17 protein-coding genes are annotated in these 17,924 nt (G+C 72.6%); 6 read left to right on the top strand and 11 right to left on the bottom strand.

Annotated elements, in window-relative coordinates; translation table 11 throughout:
- Positions 1-57: 57 nt before the first annotated feature.
- From ACFYZ8_RS15925 to ACFYZ8_RS15910, 4 genes are all read right to left on the bottom strand, one after another.
- On the bottom strand, positions 58-1,338 hold the full coding sequence (locus tag ACFYZ8_RS15925; RefSeq protein WP_388533011.1) for an ROK family protein: 1,281 nt from the start codon (positions 1,336-1,338) through the stop codon (positions 58-60).
- A gap of 6 nt (positions 1,339-1,344) precedes the next feature.
- A complete protein-coding gene (locus tag ACFYZ8_RS15920; RefSeq protein WP_388533008.1) occupies positions 1,345-2,337 on the bottom strand; it encodes a phosphotransferase family protein in 993 nt (330 codons plus the stop codon).
- 155 nt (positions 2,338-2,492) lie between these two features.
- A complete protein-coding gene (locus tag ACFYZ8_RS15915; RefSeq protein ID WP_388533006.1) occupies positions 2,493-3,374 on the bottom strand; it encodes a DUF3626 domain-containing protein in 882 nt (293 codons plus the stop codon).
- A 91-nt stretch (positions 3,375-3,465) separates the two neighbouring features.
- Positions 3,466-4,473 carry a zinc-binding alcohol dehydrogenase family protein gene (locus ACFYZ8_RS15910; protein WP_388533003.1) on the bottom strand — a complete coding sequence of 336 codons (1,008 nt, stop codon included), beginning with the start codon at positions 4,471-4,473 and terminating at the stop codon, positions 3,466-3,468.
- Positions 4,474-4,612: 139 nt separating this feature from the next.
- On the opposite strand from ACFYZ8_RS15910, the gene ACFYZ8_RS15905 reads away from it, so the two are divergent.
- The 4 genes from ACFYZ8_RS15905 to ACFYZ8_RS15890 all read left to right on the top strand — a co-directional run bounded on the left by ACFYZ8_RS15905 (position 4,613) and on the right by ACFYZ8_RS15890 (position 9,025).
- Positions 4,613-5,200 carry a CGNR zinc finger domain-containing protein gene (locus ACFYZ8_RS15905; RefSeq protein ID WP_388533001.1) on the top strand — a complete coding sequence of 196 codons (588 nt, stop codon included), beginning with the start codon at positions 4,613-4,615 and terminating at the stop codon, positions 5,198-5,200.
- A gap of 169 nt (positions 5,201-5,369) precedes the next feature.
- Positions 5,370-6,647: an aromatic acid exporter family protein gene (locus tag ACFYZ8_RS15900; RefSeq protein WP_359029323.1), complete on the top strand. Its 1,278-nt coding sequence runs from the start codon at positions 5,370-5,372 to the stop codon at positions 6,645-6,647.
- 35 nt (positions 6,648-6,682) lie between these two features.
- Positions 6,683-7,705: a hypothetical protein gene (locus ACFYZ8_RS15895; protein ID WP_388532998.1), complete on the top strand. Its 1,023-nt coding sequence runs from the start codon at positions 6,683-6,685 to the stop codon at positions 7,703-7,705.
- Between the two features lie 93 nt (positions 7,706-7,798).
- A complete protein-coding gene (locus ACFYZ8_RS15890; protein WP_388532996.1) occupies positions 7,799-9,025 on the top strand; it encodes a lactonase family protein in 1,227 nt (408 codons plus the stop codon).
- On the opposite strand, the gene ACFYZ8_RS15885 is transcribed toward ACFYZ8_RS15890, so the two are convergent.
- On the bottom strand, positions 8,993-9,718 hold the full coding sequence (locus tag ACFYZ8_RS15885; protein WP_388532994.1) for a DUF2470 domain-containing protein: 726 nt from the start codon (positions 9,716-9,718) through the stop codon (positions 8,993-8,995). The genes ACFYZ8_RS15890 and ACFYZ8_RS15885 overlap by 33 nt on opposite strands.
- Before the next feature lie 88 nt (positions 9,719-9,806).
- Positions 9,807-10,412 carry a TetR/AcrR family transcriptional regulator gene (locus ACFYZ8_RS15880; protein WP_388532992.1) on the bottom strand — a complete coding sequence of 202 codons (606 nt, stop codon included), beginning with the start codon at positions 10,410-10,412 and terminating at the stop codon, positions 9,807-9,809.
- A 107-nt stretch (positions 10,413-10,519) separates the two neighbouring features.
- Here ACFYZ8_RS15880 and ACFYZ8_RS15875 point away from each other — a divergent pair, with 107 nt between their 5' ends.
- A complete protein-coding gene (locus tag ACFYZ8_RS15875; RefSeq protein WP_388532990.1) occupies positions 10,520-12,037 on the top strand; it encodes a cytochrome P450 in 1,518 nt (505 codons plus the stop codon).
- Here the strand turns inward: ACFYZ8_RS15875 and ACFYZ8_RS15870 are convergent.
- A complete protein-coding gene (locus tag ACFYZ8_RS15870; protein WP_388533762.1) occupies positions 12,005-12,814 on the bottom strand; it encodes a pentapeptide repeat-containing protein in 810 nt (269 codons plus the stop codon). The genes ACFYZ8_RS15875 and ACFYZ8_RS15870 overlap by 33 nt on opposite strands.
- 171 nt (positions 12,815-12,985) lie before the next feature.
- On the opposite strand from ACFYZ8_RS15870, the gene ACFYZ8_RS15865 reads away from it, so the two are divergent.
- Entirely contained in the window at positions 12,986-13,186 is a 201-nt protein-coding gene (locus ACFYZ8_RS15865; protein ID WP_359029330.1) for a DUF5999 family protein, read from the top strand.
- A gap of 57 nt (positions 13,187-13,243) precedes the next feature.
- On the opposite strand, the gene ACFYZ8_RS15860 is transcribed toward ACFYZ8_RS15865, so the two are convergent.
- The 4 genes from ACFYZ8_RS15860 to ACFYZ8_RS15845 all read right to left on the bottom strand — a co-directional run bounded on the left by ACFYZ8_RS15860 (position 13,244) and on the right by ACFYZ8_RS15845 (position 17,916).
- The gene (locus ACFYZ8_RS15860; protein WP_388532988.1) at positions 13,244-13,852 is read right to left on the bottom strand and encodes an FxLYD domain-containing protein; all 609 of its coding nucleotides are present in this window, start codon (positions 13,850-13,852) and stop codon (positions 13,244-13,246) included.
- A 129-nt stretch (positions 13,853-13,981) separates the two neighbouring features.
- Positions 13,982-15,283, bottom strand: a complete 1,302-nt coding sequence (locus ACFYZ8_RS15855) for an alpha/beta fold hydrolase (protein ID WP_388532986.1) — start codon at positions 15,281-15,283, stop codon at positions 13,982-13,984.
- Positions 15,284-15,386: 103 nt separating this feature from the next.
- A complete protein-coding gene (locus ACFYZ8_RS15850) occupies positions 15,387-16,412 on the bottom strand; it encodes a LacI family DNA-binding transcriptional regulator (RefSeq protein ID WP_388532984.1) in 1,026 nt (341 codons plus the stop codon).
- 79 nt (positions 16,413-16,491) lie between these two features.
- Complete coding sequence (locus tag ACFYZ8_RS15845) at positions 16,492-17,916, bottom strand: BNR repeat-containing protein (RefSeq protein ID WP_388532982.1); 1,425 nt, start codon at positions 17,914-17,916, stop codon at positions 16,492-16,494.
- Positions 17,917-17,924: the final 8 nt, after the last annotated feature.

The following is a 17,924-nucleotide window of genomic DNA, read 5'->3' as shown; positions in this document are numbered from 1 at the left end:
TCCTCCCTTCGTGTGGATGGCGGGAGCGCGAGTACCTCCGCGCAGATCGGCGAAACGTCAGTGCGGGGCGCGCTCCTCCAGGGCCGTCCGCCAGGCCGGGGCCGGCCCCTCGGGCGCGGGTTCGGGGCGTCGGCCGCCGCGGGCGAAGAAGTCGGCGAGCGGGAGGATGGCCGCGCCGACGGTGACCGCGTCGGGTCCGAGGCGCCCGAGGTCGACGGTGACCTTCTGGGCCGGGTACCTGAGCGCGTATGCCGTCGCGTGGCGCCGTACGGCGGGCAGGAACCGTGCGCCGAGCTGGAGCCCGGCCCAGCCGCCGATGAGGATCCGTTCGGGCTGGAAGAGGTTGATCAGGTCGGACAGGCCGGCGCCGAGGTACTCGGCGGTCTCCTCCAGAAGAGCGAGCGCCACCGGGTCGGCCGTGTTGCCCTCGGCCGGATGGGCGGCGGCGAGCAGGGCGGCCAGCGCGCTCTCCTCGTCCACGCCCTCGGGCGGCCGCCCGCCCTCCTCCCGCCAGCGCTCCAGCAGCGACTCGGCGCCCGCGTAGGCCTCCAGGCAGCCGAGGGCTCCGCAGCGGCAGCGGCGCCCCCTGACCCGTACGGTCAGATGCCCCCACTCGACGGCCCGGCCGTGCTCCACCTCGGGCGTCACCAGACAGGCGCCGACGCCGGAGCCGAAGAGGACGACGACGGCGCTGCGGGCACCGCGGCCGCCGCCGAACCACATCTCGGCCTGGCCGAGGGTCTTGGCTCCGTTGTCGATGAAGTACCGGACGCCGCCCGGCAGCGGGGAGCCGGTGCGCAGCAGTGCCTCCAGCGGGACGCCGTCCCAGCCGATGGTCTGTCCGTGCACGACGGCCCCGCTCCCGGGGGTGTGCGCGACGATGCCGGGTACGCCGATGCCGACGCCGAGCAGCGCCTCGGGGTCGACCCCGGAACCGGTGAGTACTTCGGCGATGCCGTCGCGGATGTGTCCGACGATGACGTCGACGTCGTAGCGGCGCTGGGCCAACGGCCGTTCGGCGCGGGCGAGTTCGGTGAGGGTCAGGTCGAACAGCTCGACGCGCACCCGGGTTTCGCCGACGTCGACACCGATCATGTGCCCGCTGCCGGGCGCCACCCGCAGCAGGGTGCGGGGGCGTCCGCCGTCGGAGTCGACACTGCCGGCCTCCTCCAGCAGGCCGTCGGCCACCAGGTCGGCGACGACATTGCTGACCGAGCCGGAGCTCAGCCCGGTGACCGGGCCCAGTTCGAAGCGGCTGAGGGGTCCGTCGAAGTAGAGGCGCTGCAGTACGGCCGTGCGGTTGGCGCGTCTGAGATCGCGTACGGTGCGTCCGTTCAAGGGTGTTCAGGCTCCCGTGACCCTGGCGAGGGCCTCGATCTCGTCCAGGGCGGCGACGAGTTCGGGTGCCACCGCCGACTGGACCCAGCGTTCCTTCTCGTCGTCGACGGCCCTCGGGACCGTCTCCGTGAGCATGATCAGGTAGAGGTAGGCGCGGTAGAGGGCCAGGCGCACCCGGGCCGGGACGTCGAACTCGGCCCGGCCTCCGGCCTCACGGTAGCCCGCGAGGAACGCCTCGTCCTTCTTGATGTCCCCGAGCAGGGCCAGGGAGACGAAGTCGGCGAGGGGGTCGCCCCAGAACATCCGCTCCCCGTCGATGAGTCCGCCGACGCAGAGCCCCCCGTCGGCCGTGCGGTCCAGCAGGATGTTGCCGTCCCACAGGTCGAAGTGGACCAGGGCGGGCACGGTGACCTCGTCGAGCGCGGGGAAACCGGCCCGGAGCGTGTCCGCCACCTGGTCCACGGACCGGGGCAGCCGCGCCCCGTAGTCCCGGGCGTCGTCCAGGACCGCGTCGATCATGGTGGTGAACGCGGTCCGCCACGTCGGGGCGAGCGGGCCGAGAGCGCCCGAGGGATAACCGAAGCCGGGCCCGGTCACCGTGTGCAGCCGAGCCGTCTGGCGGCCCAACTCCCTTCGCAGCGGTACCCGTTCGGCCTCGGTGACGGACTCGTCCCAGGGTTCGCCGGGACACGCCGTCATCAGCAGATACGGTACGGCGGGGTCCTCGCCGAGGGCCACGACGCGCGGTGCCGCGACCTCGGCCACGGCCGCCGCACGGTAGAACTCCGCCTCGGAGAGCAGGAGTTCACGCTCGTGGCGCAGGCCGGGGACGGTGGAGGCGGGTGGGACCTTGAGGACGTAACGGGTGCCGTCGGTGAGAGCGAGTTCCTCGACGGAGTTGTACGTGCCGCCGCTCAGCGGCCGCAGCCCGGCCAGCAGGCCGGGGTCCAGGCCCGCGCCCTCCAGCACCCGCCGGGCCCATTCCCAGGAGTCCACCAAGGTCCCGCCCCTTCTCTCACCCCGCGGCCCACCAGCCCGAGGGCCGTCACGCAGGCGTCGCGCATGTGTTCCCGGAACAGAGTACGGAACGCTTCCCACGCGCCGGGGGCCATTCGTGATCCGTCTCGGCGGACAGGCACGGGGCGAGCGCGCGCCTACCCGTACGGGGTGCTCACCGCCGGCGCCCGGCCCGCCGCACCGGCCGTCCCCGCCGGAGCCCCGAAGCGGGCCAGTGTGTGCCAGACCATCTTCAGGTCCTGGAGTTCGTAGCGGCCCGTCCTGGCCGCGTCGCCGATGATGCGCGGGTCGACCAGTCCGTCCTCGGCGATGCTCGCGCCCAGGTCGGCGTACTCCGGCCCCCGGTAGTCGGCGTGGCGCCGCAGTTCGTCGACGGTGATCCGGTAGCCGGGGTGCCACTCGACCGGGACGGGCAGCCGGTGCGCCGCCGCCTCGACCGGCGTGCCGCGGTAGCTCGCGTCGAGGACGAGGGCCTCCACATCGCGGGCCAGGTCGACGCCGCCGTGCACCTGGGCCTCGATGTAGTCGTTGAGGGCGTCCTGCTCGTCCGCCTCCGCGAGGGCGATCAGGGACATGCCGGTGGCGACGCCGAAGTGGACCGGCTCGGCGGCGCTGTCGGGGTAGCAGAAGGTGGCGCGGGCGAGCGGTTCGCCGGTCAGCCGGAAGTGCGAGGACCCGAACCGCGGGGCGGCGCCCACCACTTGACGGCGGAAGTTCAACGCGCCGTACACCGGCCGGTCGTGCGGGTCCGCGTCGTCGTAGGCGCCGCCGAAGATCCGGCTCTCCCAGCGCCACCGGTCGCCGCGGGGGTGGGCGGTCAGGCCGCCGTTACTGGTGCCGGTGACGAACTGCGAGTGGTAGGCGCCGTCCTGGGCCAGCGCCTCCAGGAGGGGCAGGCCGCGCGCCACGCGGTCCGGGTGGAAGTTCAGCGTGATGCGCACCTCCGGGTCGACGGCGGGTCCCTCGGACACGGCCGCCACATGGTTCAGCGCCGCCCGCACCGACCCGACTGGATTCACCGATGCCTCCTCACGGTCCACGACTTGCCGTCCACGAACCTACCGGCCATGACTTACCGGATGATCACCCGCCGAGGAGGCCGCCCGCACCTCATTTGACGATGTCCGGACCAACGGCGAGCACGATCTTGCCCCGGTTGTCACGCCGTTCCAGCTGCTCGTGCGCCGCCCGCGCCTCCTCCAGGGGTACGACGGTCTCGATCGGCACGCGATAGACGCCGGCGGCGACCCGCGCGGCCAGTTCCCGCAGGTCGGGGCGCGGGTCGTAGCCGTGGATCTGGAGGTTGGTGAGCTGGAAGCCGAGGATCGAGGCGTTCTTGGGATAGAAGTCGCGGGTGTCGACGGTGCTCGGCTGCAGGGCGACGTTGGCCAGGGCCACGACCCGGCCGCCGTGGCCCACTTCACGCAGGCTGCGCCCGAAGGCGGGGCCGCCGACGGTGTCGAGGACAACGTCGGCGCCGCGGCCGTCGGTGAGCCGCAGGATCTCCTCGACCTCGGCGTCGTCGGGGTGGGCCGAGGTGTCAACGGTGATGTCGGCGCCGAACTCCCCCGCCCAGGCGGCCTTCTCGGCCGAACCCGCGAGGGCGAGGACCCGCGCCCCTGCCTCGGCGGCGATCTGCACGGCCGCCGTGCCGACGCCGCTCGCCGCAGCCTTCACCACCACGGTGTCGTCCTTGGTGACGCGGGCCAGGTGGCGCAGGCAGTACCAGGCGCTGAGCCAGGCGATCGGCAGGGTGGCTGCCCGGGTCAGGTCCAGGCCGTCCGGGAGCGCGACCAGATGGGTGGCGGGTACCACCGCCAACTCCGCGTAGAAGCCGGACGACCTGCCGCCGCCCAGGGCCATGACCCGCTGCCCGGCCGCGAAGTCGGTCACTCCCTCCCCCACCTCGACGACGACACCCGCAGCCTCGCCGCCCGGGATCAGCGGCGGGCGTCCGGCCCGGTGGTAGACGCCGGCGCGGAGCAGGGCGTCCGACCGGTTCACCCCCGCCGCGACGATCCGCATCAGCACCTCTCCGGGGCCCGGCACCGGGTCGGGGACGTCGACCGGCACCAGTACCTCCGGTCCGCCGAAACTGTCGATCCGCACCGCACGCATTCCGCACCTGCTCTCCGGGTCGGCCACCCACGCGCCCGACACCTGTTGAAGTGGTGTCAGCCTCCGACACCCCATCAACCGGTGTCAAGAGGTCCGCACTCCGATCCGACACCGCATCAACCGGTGTACGCTCGATGCCATGACCGGCAGCTCCGCCCCCGCCGACCCGGCCCTCGCGTTCCCGTTCATCGGCGGCCGCCCCTGCCTGGACTTCGCGGCCACCCTCGGCAAACGGCACGCCACCCCGCTCGAACGGCTCCCCGACACCGCCGCGCTCGCCCGCTGGTTCACGGAGGCGGAGCTGGCCACCGGTGCGGACCCGGTGCGGGTCACCGCGCGCGACCTGGCGGAGGCCCGTCTCCTGCGCGAGGCCCTGTACGGCCTGATCCGCGCCGCGATGGCCGGGCGGGAGCCCGACGCGGACGACGTCGCACGCGTCAACGCCGTCGCCGCCCAGCCCGACCTCGCGCCCCAACTGGGCCCGGCCCGCTGGACGGCCCGCAGTCCGGCGCGCGCGGCCCTCGCGACGGTGGCGCGGGACGCCGTACTCCTGGTGCGCGGGCCGCTGCTGGAGCGGGTCAAGGAGTGTGAGAACGCGGACTGTTCCCTGCTGTTCCTGGACGACTCCCAGGCCCGCCGCCGCCGCTGGTGCTCGATGGACCGCTGCGGCAACCTCGCGAAGATCGCCGGTTACCGGTCCCGCAGCCGGGCCGCCGCCACCCGCTGAAGGCGGGCCGCGCGCCGGTATCGCGCGAGGTCACCCCGGGTGTCCGCCGTCACTGCTCCCGGTCCTTTGCCGTCAACCGGCCGCACCCCACAATGTGGGCACGCTCGCGGACGGTTACGGTCCGCAAAGAGTGCACCGGACGCTTGTGGGGAAGAGGAACACACTGAGGATGCGAGATGTACGGGAGTGGACGGCGTCCCTGGTGCGGTTTGTGAAACGGCGCCGGGACCCCGTGGTCGTGCAGACACTGCGCTCGGCGGCCGCGGCGACGATCGCCTACGTCATCGCGCTGCGGCTCAGCCCCGAGGCGGCCCCGCTCACCGCGCCCCTGACCGCACTGCTCGTCGTCCAGGTCACCCTCTACTCCACGCTCACCACCGGCGTCCGCCGCGTGAACTCCGTGGTGACCGGCGTGCTCGTCGCCATCGCCTTCAGTCTGCTGGTGGGTCTGACCTGGTGGAGCCTCGGCCTGCTGATCGTGGCGTCGCTGGTGGTCGGGCGGCTGGTGCGGGTCGAGGAGTTCGTGCCCGAGGTGGCGATCAGCGCGATGCTGGTCCTCGGGGTGACGACCGTCGGGGACACCGCCTGGGCACGCGTGGTGGAGACGCTGATCGGCGCGGTCGTCGGCCTCGCCTGCAATCTGCTGCTCGCTCCCCCGGTCTGGGTGGACGAGGCGGGCGAGTCGATCGAGGGACTGGCCCGTCGGCTGCGCAAGCTGATGCTGCGGATGGGCGAGGAGGCCGCGGGCCGTACGCCCGTGGAGCTGGCGACGGCCCGGCTGTACGAGGCCCGCGAGCTCGACCACGACATCGTCGAGGTGGACGCGGCCCTGCGGCAGGCCGAGGACAGTCTCAAGCTCAACCCCAGGGTGAAGGAAGGCCTGCTGCACCGGGTGGTACTGCGCACCGGCCTGGACACCCTGGAGATCTGCACCGTCGTGCTGCGGGTTCTCGCCCGCACCCTCACCGACCTGGCCAAGCAACGCGACCCCTTCGCCGAGGAACCCGACCTGCTCGACGAGCACCAGGACCCCGAGCCGCTGTTCGGGCCGGAGACCGGCCGGACCGTCGAGCAGCTGCTGTCCGAGATCGGCGACGCCGTGGTCAGCTTCGCCGTCCTGGTCACCACGCACGTCAGCGTGAGCGCCGAGTCCGCGGAGTCCCGGCTCACCGCCGAGCTGCGCCAGGCCTCGGCGACCCGCGACAAGCTGGCCCAGCTGCTGCTGGAGGAGATCCAGCGCGACTTCCGGCACTGGCAGCTGCACGGGGCCGTGCTCACCGAGGTCAACCGCATCCTCGACGAGCTGGACACCGAGCACCGCTCGCGCCGTCTGCTGGAGGAGCTGGACCGCGCCTCGCGGGAGCAGCGCGAGCGGATGCCGCATCTGACCCGGCTGCAGGAGCGCTGGCGCGGGAACCGACCGGTCCTCTCCCGTCGTTCCAGGTGAGGCAGGCACACCGAACGGACACAGGGGGCGGGCCGATGACCGGCGCGAGCGTGCGGATCGACGGGAACACACTGCGGCTGCCGGGCGGTGTGGCGGTGCGGTTCGTGCGCACCCTGCGACTGCCCGAGACGGGCACGCATCCGCTGCCGCCGGGGCTCGGCGAGTTCCCGGTGCGCCGCGTCTCGGACTACCCGGACACCGTGCCGGAGCAGTGGCGGGCCCGCGGCGGGGTGATGCTGCCGGTGTATCTGCGGGAGGCGATGTGGCTCAGCTTCGGCGGCAGCACCGAGCCCGCCGCCCTCCAGGTCGGGGTGGGCAAGGTGTGCGCGGTCTCCGGGAAGCCGTGGAGCGACCGGCTCACCCGTGACCCGCAGAACTACCTGGTCCTGCCCCGCCAGCCCTGGCTGGACGGCATCAACTCCGGCAAGGGCACGGTCCGCCAGTTCGTGGCGGTGCCGCTCGGGCTGGGCGCGACCGTCGAGGGGCAGGTGACGGGCGAGGAGGTCTGGGGCGGCGTCCAGTTGCAGTCGTTCCCACTGGTCGAGGAGCGGCTGGCCGAATGGCGGGAGGCGCAGCGGCGGCTTCGGTCGGCCAGCGGGCCCGCCCTGGGATACGGGGCTGCCGCGCCGATGGCGATGGCCGCGCCCGCGGCTCCTGCGGGGGCGCCCCGCGGCGCACCGGCGATGGGACTGGGCGTCGGCGGTTCGATGCGCCAGGAGGTCTACCGGGACGACCGCCCGCTGTCGGACTGGGCGGACACGCCGGCCGGGCGGGTCTTCGTGCACCTGGTGACACCGCCCGAGTGGCGCCGCATCACGGGCGAGGCTCCCCCGGCCTCCCCCGTGGACCGCGCCGCGTACACCAGGGCGGGGCTGCCCTGGTACGACTACTACGACCAGGACGCCGAGGACCTCGCCCCGACGGACACGCTGGAGGGCGTGAAGCCGGTGGGCGACTGGCTCGGCGACGATCACGAGCCCTGGCAGCAGCCCACGTCACAGCAGGTCAAGCCGTTGGGGGACGTGCCGGGCAAGCCGGTCGAGGACGGCGACTGGTAGCGGGCGGCGGCGCCCGGTTTGCGCGCGCCGGGTGATCCGGGTGAAGGTGGCTGTCCAGGTCCGAGACGATCGAACACCCGGGGTGCGCGAGCAATGGGCAGTGCGAACGGCGGCTGGGGCAGGCGCCGGTTCGTGGGCGTTCTCGGCGTTCTCGCGGGAGCGGCCTCGGGAGGCGTCGGGTGCTCGACGTCGTCCGGGTCGTCACCGGAGGCGGCGCCCTCAAGAGCCCCGGGCTCCCCCGGGACCGCGTCACCGAGCCCGGCGAAGTCCCCGTCCGCTCCGGCTCCGACCGGCCCCCGCCCCCTCTACCTGGGCACCTACACCTCCGCCGAGGGCGGTGGCACCGGCATCGGTGTCGCCACCTACGACACCGCGAGCGGCCGGATCACCGGCACGGGCACGATCACCGGCGTCACCAACCCCTCGTATCTCGCGCCGCACCCCGACGGCCGCACGCTGTACGCGGTCGCCGAGCAGGACGCCGGCGCGGTGACCGCCGTACGCCTGTCCGACCGCAAGGTCCTGGGGAGCCGGAGCACCGGCGGGGCGGGGCCGTGTCATCTGTCGGTGCATCCGGGCGGGCGCTGGCTGCTCAGCGCGAACTACGGCTCCGGAAGCGTGGCCGTGCATCCGATCGGTTCCTCGGGGGCGCTCGGTGAGCGCACGGACGTGGTCACGCACTCCAGTCCGGCGCCGGGGCCCGGCCAGGAGGGGCCGCACGCCCACCAGTTCCTCACCACTCCCGACGGCGGCCATGTGCTCGCCGTCGACCTGGGCACGGACACCGTCTACAGCTACCGCCTGAACGAACGGACGGGCACGCTCACGGAGGTCTCGCGGGCGCACACCCGGGCGGGCGCCGGACCGCGCCACCTCACCTTCCATCCCGGCGGCCGGTACGCCTATCTGGCCAACGAGGTCGACAACACGGTGGCGGTCTGCGCCTACGACCCGAGAACCGGCCGCCTCTCCGTCGGGGCGCCGCAGTCCACGGGGACGGGCTCGGGCACGAACTACCCGGCGCAGCTGCTGGTCACCGCGAACGGCTCGTACGCCTACCTCGCCAACCGGGGGCACAACAGCCTCACGCGTTACGCGGTGGAGGCGGACGGTGCCCGGCTGCGGCTGCTCGACACCGTGCCGGTGGACGGTGACTTCCCGCGGCAGATCGCCTTCTCCCCGGACGGCGGGCTGCTCTTCACGGCGAATCAGCGGTCCGGCACCGTCAGCGTGTTCCACGTGGACACGAGGAGCGGTGCCCTGCGGCTCGCAGGCAGGCCGTTCGCCTCACCCGTCGCCGTCTGTGCGCTGCCGCTGTAGGGCACGCGGACAGGACGCGGCGCTCGCCTGGGTCAGCAGCACGTGCATGCGCTCCGTCAGGCGCGCCACGTCGTCGGCGGGCGCGTGGAAGGGCAGGCGTACGTCGCCGTGGGTGCGGGCGCGCTCGATGCGCAGGGTCAGCCCGTGCCGGTCGACGGCGAGGGGCTGGACGCGGACCGCGCCGTGCAGGCTGCCGGGGTCGACGAGCCGGGTGAGCCGTTCGACCGCGTCGGGGTGGCAGTCGGCGAGGTGGGTGAGCAGCCGGGCCTCGGCGGTGGCGAGCGGGTCGGGCGCGGCGGCGGCGAACTCGTCGAGGCCGACGACGACCGCGCCGGACGGCCGGCGCAGCACCACACGCGTGGCCTTGAAGTCCAGCCGTCCGTCCCCGGGGACGAACCAGCCCGCGATCCACAGCCGGGCGCGGATACGGCTGCGCATGGGGACGGGTGCCGCGTCGGCGAACTCCAGGACGGCGGACGGCTCGCCGCGGGGCGCGCAGATCGCGGCCGCGACCAGGGTGCTGTCCTCGGGCACGGCCAGCGTCATCCGCCCGTCGTCGGTGACGGTGTGCGCGCCGACGAACTCCTCGCGGCCGCCCTCGGCGGTCACCGCGCAGGACCACGAGGCGGCGAGCACCGACCGGGCGTGTTCCGCCGCGGACGGCGCGGCGGTCCAGGTGTGGCTGTCACCCATCCGTTCCTCCTAAGGTAAGGCTTGCCTAACCTACCGAAGATCGGTGGTGAAGCCAACCTCGGAAGGAGGGACCGTGGCGTGGATCCGGTCAGGGCCCGAGGACGCCGAGCAGCGCCCGGGCGCACAGGTCGCGCACCTGTTCCCGGGACAGGTCCGAGCCTCTCAGCCACTCCAGGCAGACGGCCGTGGTGAAGGCCAGCCAGCCGCGGACGGCCAGCGCAAGGTCGGCGCGCTCCCGCACCTGTGCGCCGAACTCCGGATCCGCGGCCAGCGCCGCCAGGATCTGCCGCTCCTGCGCGGCCAGCGCCCGCTGGTAGACCCTGCGGACGGTCTGGTCCCCGGCGGCGTCCGCGCGGTGGAAGGCGCGGTACCCGTGCGCGTGCGCCCGGACGTACTCCAGATAGGCGTCAAGGCCCGCCGGGAGCTGCTCGCGCACCGGGGTGCCGGGCACCGCTGCGGTCATGGCCAGCATCCGCTCGCTCTCGCGCTCGACGACCGCCGCGAAGAAGTCCCGCTTCGTCGGGAAGTAGTGGTAGAGCAGCCCGCGCGAGACGCCGGCGATCTCGGCGACCTGCTCGATCCACACGTCGTCGTACGGGCTCTCCGAGAACAGCCTCGCCCCCACCGACAGGAGCTGCTCCCGGCGCTCCTCGGTGCTGAGCCTGCGACGCGTGCGCTCGCCCTTCCCGGCCATGCCCGCACTTTACTTGACGCCGGTTCAACAACGGGACCAGACTGAGGCGCGCTGTTGAACCCACGTACAACACTCTCAACTGCCGCTGGATCAAGGGAGATCTCGTCATGGCGGAGACGACGACACGGGGCGCGCGGCCGACGGGTTTCCGCAGTGCCGAGCTGGGCTGGCCGGAGCTGCACCGCATCCCGCACCCGCCCCGCCGGCTCCCCCTCCTCGGCGACGTGCTGGGCGTCAACCGGGCCACCCCGCTCCAGGACTCCCTGCGCTTCGCACGCCGGTTGGGGCCGATCTACCGGCGCAGGGCCTTCAACCGCGAGTTCGTGTTCACCTGGGGCGCCGACCTGGTGGCGGACCTGGCGGACGAGTCCCGGTTCGCCAAGCACGTGGGCCTCGGGGTGGCCAACCTGCGGCCGGTCGCCGGCGACGGGCTGTTCACCGCGTACAACCACGAGCCGAACTGGCAGCTGGCCCACGACGTGCTGGCTCCGGGCTTCAGCCGCGAGGCGATGGCGGCCTACCACCCGATGATGCTGGCCGTGGCCGGCCGGCTGACGGACCACTGGGACCGGGAGCAGGCGGCGGGCCGGTCGGTCGACGTGCCGGGGGACATGACCAAGCTGACCCTGGAGACCATCGCGCGGACCGGCTTCGGCCATGACTTCGGCTCCTTCGAACGGGACCGGCCGCACCCTTTCGTGACGGCGATGGTGGGCACCCTGACCTACGCGCAGCGCCTCAACTCCGTCCCGTTTCCCGCTCTTCTACGGCGGGCCGCGCAGCGCAACGCGGACGACATCGCGTACCTGAACCGCATGGTCGACGACCTGGTCAGGGCCCGGCGCGCGGCGGCCGGGAACGGCGACCTGCTCGACCGGATGCTGGAGACGGCCCACCCGGAGACCGGCGAGCGGCTGTCCCCCGAGAACGTCCGCCGGCAGGTCATCACCTTCCTGGTGGCCGGCCATGAGACCACCTCCGGCGCGCTCTCCTTCGCCCTGCACTACCTCTCCCGCCACCCCGAGGTCGCGGCACGCGCGCGTGCCGAGGTGGACCGCGTCTGGGGCTCCACCGACATGCCGGCGTACGACCAGGTGGCGAAGCTGCGGTACGTACGCCGGGTGCTCGACGAGTCGCTGCGACTGTGGCCGACGGCGCCCGCGTTCGCCCGGGAGGCCGTCGAGGACACCGTGCTGGCCGGGCGGCATCCGATGCGCCGCGGTGCCTGGACGCTGGTGCTCACACCGATGCTCCAACGCGACCCCGAGGTGTGGGGCGCCGACGCCGAACGCTTCGACCCGGACCGCTTCGACCCCCAGGCCGTACGGGCCCGTCCCCCGCACGTGTTCAAGCCGTTCGGCACCGGGGCACGGGCCTGCATCGGGCGCCAGTTCGCCCTGCACGAGGCCACCCTGGTGCTCGGCCTGCTGCTGCGCCGCTACGGCCTGCGGGCCGACCCCGGCTACCGGCTCAGCGTGACCGAACGGCTGACGCTGATGCCGGAAGGACTGCGGCTGCACCTGGAGCGGCGCACCGGCGGTCCTGCGGCCACGCCTCCTTCGGCGAAGGCCGACTCGCTCCCGGCCTCGGAGTCACGCTGCCCAGTGCACCGGGCGGGTGACTGAGCCCGGCAGCCGGGTGCCGGCACTGCCCCTGGCCGCGTTCAGCTGGGGCTGGGTGAGGAAGAACGCGCCGGTCAGGTCCGCGTCCGTCAGATCGGCGTCGCGCAGGTCGGCGCCGATCAGATCCGCGCCGCGCAGGTCCGCGCCGGTGAGGTCGGCCGCGATGAGATAGGCGCCGCGGAGCGAGGCACCGCGCAGGTCGGCGCCCTTGAGACGGGCACCCATCAGGTCGGCGCCCCGGCGGTTCTTCTTCTTGCTGCCGCCTCCGAACCCGGCCCGTACCAGGTCACTGGTCCTGAGCAGAAGGACGTTGACCTCCTGGCGGTGAGCGCCGACGTCCAGAGCGGTGAGCTCCTCGGCGGTACCCCGGGTCAGCGCCTCGGTCCGCTCCAGCAGGCGGCGCAGGTCGTCATGGACCGGCCGGGCGGCGGGGAGGGTGAGCGCCTCGTTGAGGTACCAGAGCAGTTCGTGGAGCTGTCGTACGACCGGGAAGACGTCGAACATGCGGCGGGCGTCCGCACGGGGCCCGGTACGCCAGTCCCGGCCGCCGAAGGTGACCTGCGAGACCTTCTGCCCGGCGCCGAAGCAGTCGTAGACCGTGCACCCGGTGAAACCCTCGTCCCGCAGCTTCGCGTGGATGCCGCAGCGGTGGTCGTCCCGGAGGTTGGGGCAGGGTGTGCCGGCCGGCTTGTCGAGCGCGAAGTCGGCGGAGGCGGCGAAGGGCAGGGCGACACAGCACAGGCCGAAGCACCGCGCGCAGTCGCCACTGAGGTCGATCATCTGTTCTTGCATCACGGCCAGCCTAACGGCCTCGTGGACGGGCCGGTCCGGCAGGAACTCACCGACGAGTTTCCGGGGATGTGGGGGTCTCCTCACACAACGGAAAACAAGCTCGGCTACCACAGATACAGCGGCCGACCGAGGCAGGGCCGAACGCATCGAGGAGACGTCATGTGCAGTCACCAGCCCCCGTGCCCCACCGTCGACAGCCCCGACCACCACACCGCGGTCATCGTCTCGGCCCATCCCGAACAGGGCTGGAGTCTGCTGTGCAACGGCACCGTCGTCTTCGACGACACCGGTGAACTCCTCCCGGACGGACGGGTCGTGACCCCGCACCGCGCGCTCGGTGCACCGGCCGTGGCCGCCTGAGCCGGCGTCATGGGGCACGTCGCTCATGTCGCGCAGGACGCATGTGCACGGCGAGGCTCAGTAACGTTGCGCCTTCGCCAGCTTGGGCGTCAGCACCGGCTCGGCGGGCTTGCGGCTGACGGCGACGGGCTGCGCCTTCTCCCCCGGCTTCAGGTCCTCGGCGCCGACGTACCGGGTCTCCACCACCTTGCCCGACGAGTCGAGGAAGTCGACCTGGACGGCGTACGAGGCCGCCTTGTCGGTCTTGTTGGTGATGGTGACGACGACGGCGAGCAGGCCGCCGGTCTCCGAGCGCGGCTTGCCGGTCATGGTGACCTGGGACATCGCGTTGCCCTGCCCGTCGACCTTGGCGAGTTCGGTCCGCGCGGCCTTGTTGGCGCGCTCCGTCTCGGCGGAGACGGAGGCCTCGAACGAGGAGGCGGCCGCCGAGGCGGACGCGGCCCGTTCGGACGCCTTCGCCCGCACCGAGGCCTCGACGGACTCGAGCGCGGAGGCCGCGTTGCCGGAAAAGGAGGCCGTGTCGGGGGCCGTGGGTGTCGCGGAAGGGGTCGACGAGTCGCCGGAGTCGTCACCTCCGCACGCCGTCAGGGTGAGCGAGCTCGCCGCGGCCAGGGCCACGGCGAGTGCGGCGACACGGGACCGTCCGTGGGGTGACGGTGTGCTCATCGGCTGACGTCCTCTCGGCTCCGGCGTCGACGCGTGACCGAAATGAACCCTATGCCGGATTCAGGCGCGCGGCATGTCGTCGATCACCGGCCCGCTTGTCGATCACCGGCCCCGCGGAGTCCGCCGACGTCAGGCCTCGTCGCGCGCCAGGGCGAGCAAGCGGTCCAGCACCCGGGGGCCGCCCGCACGGACGCCGTCGTGTTCGAACTCGTCCGTCACCCAGGTGCGCAGGCCGCGGATCGCGCGGGCGGTCGCGAGGGAGTGGGCCGTGTCGACGTACATGTCGTCGTGGTAGACGGCGGCGGCGACCGGGACCTCGTTGGCGGCGAGGCGGGCCGGGTCGTACAGGGGCTGCCAGTCGGTGCGGGCGGCGAGGAGCTCGGCGGTCTCGCGCAGCGGCCGCAGGGCCGGGTCGCAGTCGAACATCCAGGGGTGGACGGACTCCCCCGTGAACAGCAGGGGCTCGTCGCCGGCGAGGGACTTGGCCGCGTCGAACTGCGGGAACTCGGCGCGCACCCGTTCGGCCGACCAGGCGGTGGGCCGCTCGTCCTGGCCGTAGATGGCCTCGTGGACGAGGGCGTACAGCGGGTGGGACGCGTACGAGAGGAGGCCCTGGACCTCTTCCTGGAAGGCGTCGGAGAGCTCGGAGCCCTGGGGGGTGCGGACGAAGGCGTGCTCCAGGAGGAAGTGCAGGCGGTGGCTGCCCTCGCTGCCGCCGAGGAGGATGCCGAGGGACTGGAAGGCCTCGACGGTCAGCCGGTAGCCGTTCGGCAGCCTCACCTCGTGGGTGAGCAGGTGGTCGGCGATACGGCGGGCCCGCTCGACGTCCTGCGGGTAGCGGGCGTAGTGCGCGGTGACCTTGCGCTCCACGCGCGGGTGGGCGGCCCGGTAGACGTCGTCGGCGTGGGCGTCGAGGGACGGCAGGCCGCCGGTGATGAGGGCGGCGGCGAGACCCTCGGGGGCGAAGGACAGATAGGTCGTCGCGCAGAAGCCGCCGAAGCTCTGGCCGAGGACGGTCCAGGGAGCACCGCCGGTGACCTGGGCGCGGATCGCCTCGCAGTCGCGGACGATGGAGTCGGCGCGGAAGCGGGCCAGGTAGTCGGCCTGTGCTGCGGGGCCGCCGCGCAGCGGAAGCGTCTGGCGGTTGGCGGGACTGGAGTGGCCGGTGCCGCGCTGGTCGAGCAGGAGGACGCGGAACTCCTTCAGGGCGCGGCCGAACCAGGCACCCTTGCCGACGAAACGGTTCGCCCCGAAGCCGGGTCCGCCCTGGAGGTAGACCAGCCACGGCAGGTTCTGGCCCGCCTTGTCGCTCGCCACGGCCTCGCGGGCGTAGAGCTCGATCGTCTCCCCGGCCGGGTCGTCGTGGTCGAGGGGGACGGTGAAGCGGCGGTCGGCGAGGACGAGGCCGGGCTGGCGGTAGGTCGCGGTCAACAGGGCTCCTGGGACGGACGGATTCTTCAGGGCGCGTCCCAGTTCAGCACATGTTCGTCCGCCGCCGGGCCCCTTCGATCATGAAATCTTACTGACTCCCGGGTCAGCGGGCCGCCAGGCTGGAGCGCCGTACGACCAGTTCGGGCTGGAGCACCACCCGGCGGTGCTCGTGCCGCTTGCCGGTGGTCTCCGCCTCCGTCTCCTCCAGGAGCAGCTCGGCGGCCAGCGCGCCCATGGTCACGGCGGGCTGGCGGACCGAGGTGAGCGGGACGGCCGCGGCGGCGGCGAACTCGATGTCGTCGTAGCCGACGATGGCGAGGTCGTCGGGGACCGTGATGCCGGCCGCGTACATGGCCTGCAGGACGCCGAGGGCGAGCAGGTCGTTGGCGCAGAACACGGCGGTCGGGCGGTCGGCGAGGCCGAGCAGGCGGGCGCCGGCGTCCCGGCCGGCGGCCACGTCGAGCCGTTCGGTGGGCAGCTCGCGCAGGTGGTCGGGGCCGAGGCCCGCCTCGGCGAGGGCGCTGAGGGCGCCGGTGCGGCGGTCGCGGACCTGGTTGAGGCCGGGCGGTCCGCTGACGTAGGCGATGGAGCGGTGCCCGGCGTCCACGAGGTGGCGCACGGCGAGCGCGCCCCCCGCGACGTCGTCGACGGAGACCGAGCACTCGGTGGTGCCCTCGGCGACCCGGTCGACGAGCACGAAGGGGATGCCGTGGCGGCGGAAGGACTCGATGCTGCGCCCTGAGGCGTCGGTCGGGGTGAGCAGGACGCCGCGCACCCGCTGCTCGGCGAAGAGCGACAGGTACTCCGCCTCCTCGCTCGCGCTCTGGGCGCTGTTGCAGACCATCACGCCGAGGCCGTCCTCGCGGGCGGCCCGCTCGGCGCCGCGCGCGACGTCGACGAAGAAGGGGTTGCCCATGTCGAGCACGAGCAGGCCCATGATCCGGCTGCGGCCCGCGCGCAGCTGGCGCGCGGACTCGCTGCGGACATAGCCGAGCCGGTCTATCGCGGACAGGACGCGCGCCCGGGTCTCGGTGGCGACGGAGTCCGGACGATTGATGACGTTCGAGACCGTGCCGACGGAGACTCCGGCGGCGCGGGCGACGTCCTTGATTCCCACCGACTGGGCCATCGGGCAGGGACCTCCAGGGAGAGGGGGGCGGCAGGACGACCTTCACATTATCGTCGAGCCGCCCCCACACCGGTCACGATCAGGCGGGCAACGCGAAGTCGACGACATGGAGCGCCGAAGGGGTCGTACCGCTGGACTTCTCCTGGTACATGAACGACAGCACGTTGTCCTGGGCGATCCGCATCTCGTCGATCACGACCTCGCCGAAGGCGTTGAGGCCGCTGCCGTCGAAGAGGATCTTCCAGTCGGTGTACCCGGACGCCTTCGAGGCGGCGGCGATCCGGCCGAAGGGGAAGACCGCGTAGGCGTTGTCGTACTTGTCCAGGAGCAGCTTGGTGCGCTGGCTGGAGCCGAGCACGACCGGGATCTCGGTCTTCTGCCAGGTGCCCGAGGAGTTCTTGCGGACGTGGAAGGCGCGGCCGTTGGCGGTGCGGTCCGCGACGTAGTTCGTGGTGCACTGCCCGAAGCGGCCGGGCACGTAACTGATGATCGCGTGCGGCAGGCCGGCGGAGTCGGTGAACTGGCTCTCCTGGTTCATCAGGGAGTGGTCCGGGTTGAGCGCGTCGATCACCAGGCCGGAGTCGGTGACGGCGACCTTGTCGGAGCCGCCGGTGGTGCCGACGACGGTGCCTGCGTTGTTGCGCCAGGTGCGGCCGCGGTCGTCGGAGTAGACGTAGCCGGTGTCGTGGTTGGTGATGCCGCCGCTGTTGCACATCACGGCGCCGTTCTGCTCGCGCCAGGTGAAGAAGGAGTGCAGCCGGCCGTTGCGGTCGTAGTCGATGCCGTGCAGGTACATGTTGCGGGCCGTGGAGGAGCCGTGCTCGCTGGTGTAGGTGCCGGTGGAGGCGGACCACTCGCCGAGGTCGGTCCAGGTCGAACCGTCGTACTCCGCGAGGGCGTTGCGGCCGTTGCCCGATATCCCGGCGCGGTAGCTCAACTGGAGTTTGCCGTCGGGGGTGCTGACGAACTGCGGGTAGGTGAACTGCGACGTGAGGGCGAGGCCGTCCAGGGTGGACTGGGGTGCGCCGAAGCGGGCGGCGGTCCAGCTCACTCCTGCCGGGTTGTCCATGAGGCCCGCGACCGACTTGACGTAGGTGAAGCCGTCGCTGTGCGAGTCCATGTTGAGGTGGAGGCGGCCGTCCACCTTGGAGACACCCATGGAGATGACGTTGTGGGAGTCGCTGGTCTTGAGGGTGTGGCCGACCTGGACGGTGGACCAGGTGCTGCCGCCGAGGACACGGCGGCCGACGACGGCGTTCTTGTCGGCGGTGTACCAGACGGCGTACTGGTAGCCCTTGTACGTCAACAGGCCGTTCTTCTGGAACGAGTTGTTGTTGACGAGGCCGTCGTAGGAGACGAAGAAGACGGCCTGGCCGTCGAGCGTGGTGGTGCCGGTCCGGGTGACGGAGGGACCGGGGTCGGCGGCGCGGGCGGTGCCGCCGGTGAGCGCGGAGGTGGACATGGCGGACACGATGGCACCTGCGAGCAGCGTGCGTCTTTTCATGGTGCGGC

The organism is Streptomyces sp. NPDC001668, from assembly GCF_042893155.1.
GTDB lineage: Bacteria > Actinomycetota > Actinomycetes > Streptomycetales > Streptomycetaceae > Streptomyces.
Note: the sequence above shows the minus strand (reverse complement) of the source record. Positions and strands in the feature narration are given on the sequence as shown.

Excerpts from the sequence above, each read along its gene's own strand:
- ACFYZ8_RS15910 (WP_388533003.1), bottom strand. The coding sequence starts at position 4,473 with ATGCGTGCGGTGCGGATCGACAGTTTCGGCGGACCGGAGGTACTGGTG.
- ACFYZ8_RS15905 (WP_388533001.1), top strand. The coding sequence starts at position 4,613 with ATGACCGGCAGCTCCGCCCCCGCCGACCCGGCCCTCGCGTTCCCGTTC.
- ACFYZ8_RS15900 (WP_359029323.1), top strand. The coding sequence starts at position 5,370 with ATGCGAGATGTACGGGAGTGGACGGCGTCCCTGGTGCGGTTTGTGAAA.
- ACFYZ8_RS15895 (WP_388532998.1), top strand. The coding sequence starts at position 6,683 with ATGACCGGCGCGAGCGTGCGGATCGACGGGAACACACTGCGGCTGCCG.
- ACFYZ8_RS15890 (WP_388532996.1), top strand. The coding sequence starts at position 7,799 with ATGGGCAGTGCGAACGGCGGCTGGGGCAGGCGCCGGTTCGTGGGCGTT.
- ACFYZ8_RS15885 (WP_388532994.1), bottom strand. The coding sequence starts at position 9,718 with ATGGGTGACAGCCACACCTGGACCGCCGCGCCGTCCGCGGCGGAACAC.
- ACFYZ8_RS15880 (WP_388532992.1), bottom strand. The coding sequence starts at position 10,412 with ATGGCCGGGAAGGGCGAGCGCACGCGTCGCAGGCTCAGCACCGAGGAG.
- ACFYZ8_RS15875 (WP_388532990.1), top strand. The coding sequence starts at position 10,520 with ATGGCGGAGACGACGACACGGGGCGCGCGGCCGACGGGTTTCCGCAGT.
- ACFYZ8_RS15870 (WP_388533762.1), bottom strand. The coding sequence starts at position 12,814 with ATGATCGACCTCAGTGGCGACTGCGCGCGGTGCTTCGGCCTGTGCTGT.
- ACFYZ8_RS15865 (WP_359029330.1), top strand. The coding sequence starts at position 12,986 with ATGTGCAGTCACCAGCCCCCGTGCCCCACCGTCGACAGCCCCGACCAC.
- ACFYZ8_RS15860 (WP_388532988.1), bottom strand. The coding sequence starts at position 13,852 with ATGAGCACACCGTCACCCCACGGACGGTCCCGTGTCGCCGCACTCGCC.
- ACFYZ8_RS15850 (WP_388532984.1), bottom strand. The coding sequence starts at position 16,412 with ATGGCCCAGTCGGTGGGAATCAAGGACGTCGCCCGCGCCGCCGGAGTC.
- ACFYZ8_RS15845 (WP_388532982.1), bottom strand. The coding sequence starts at position 17,916 with ATGAAAAGACGCACGCTGCTCGCAGGTGCCATCGTGTCCGCCATGTCC.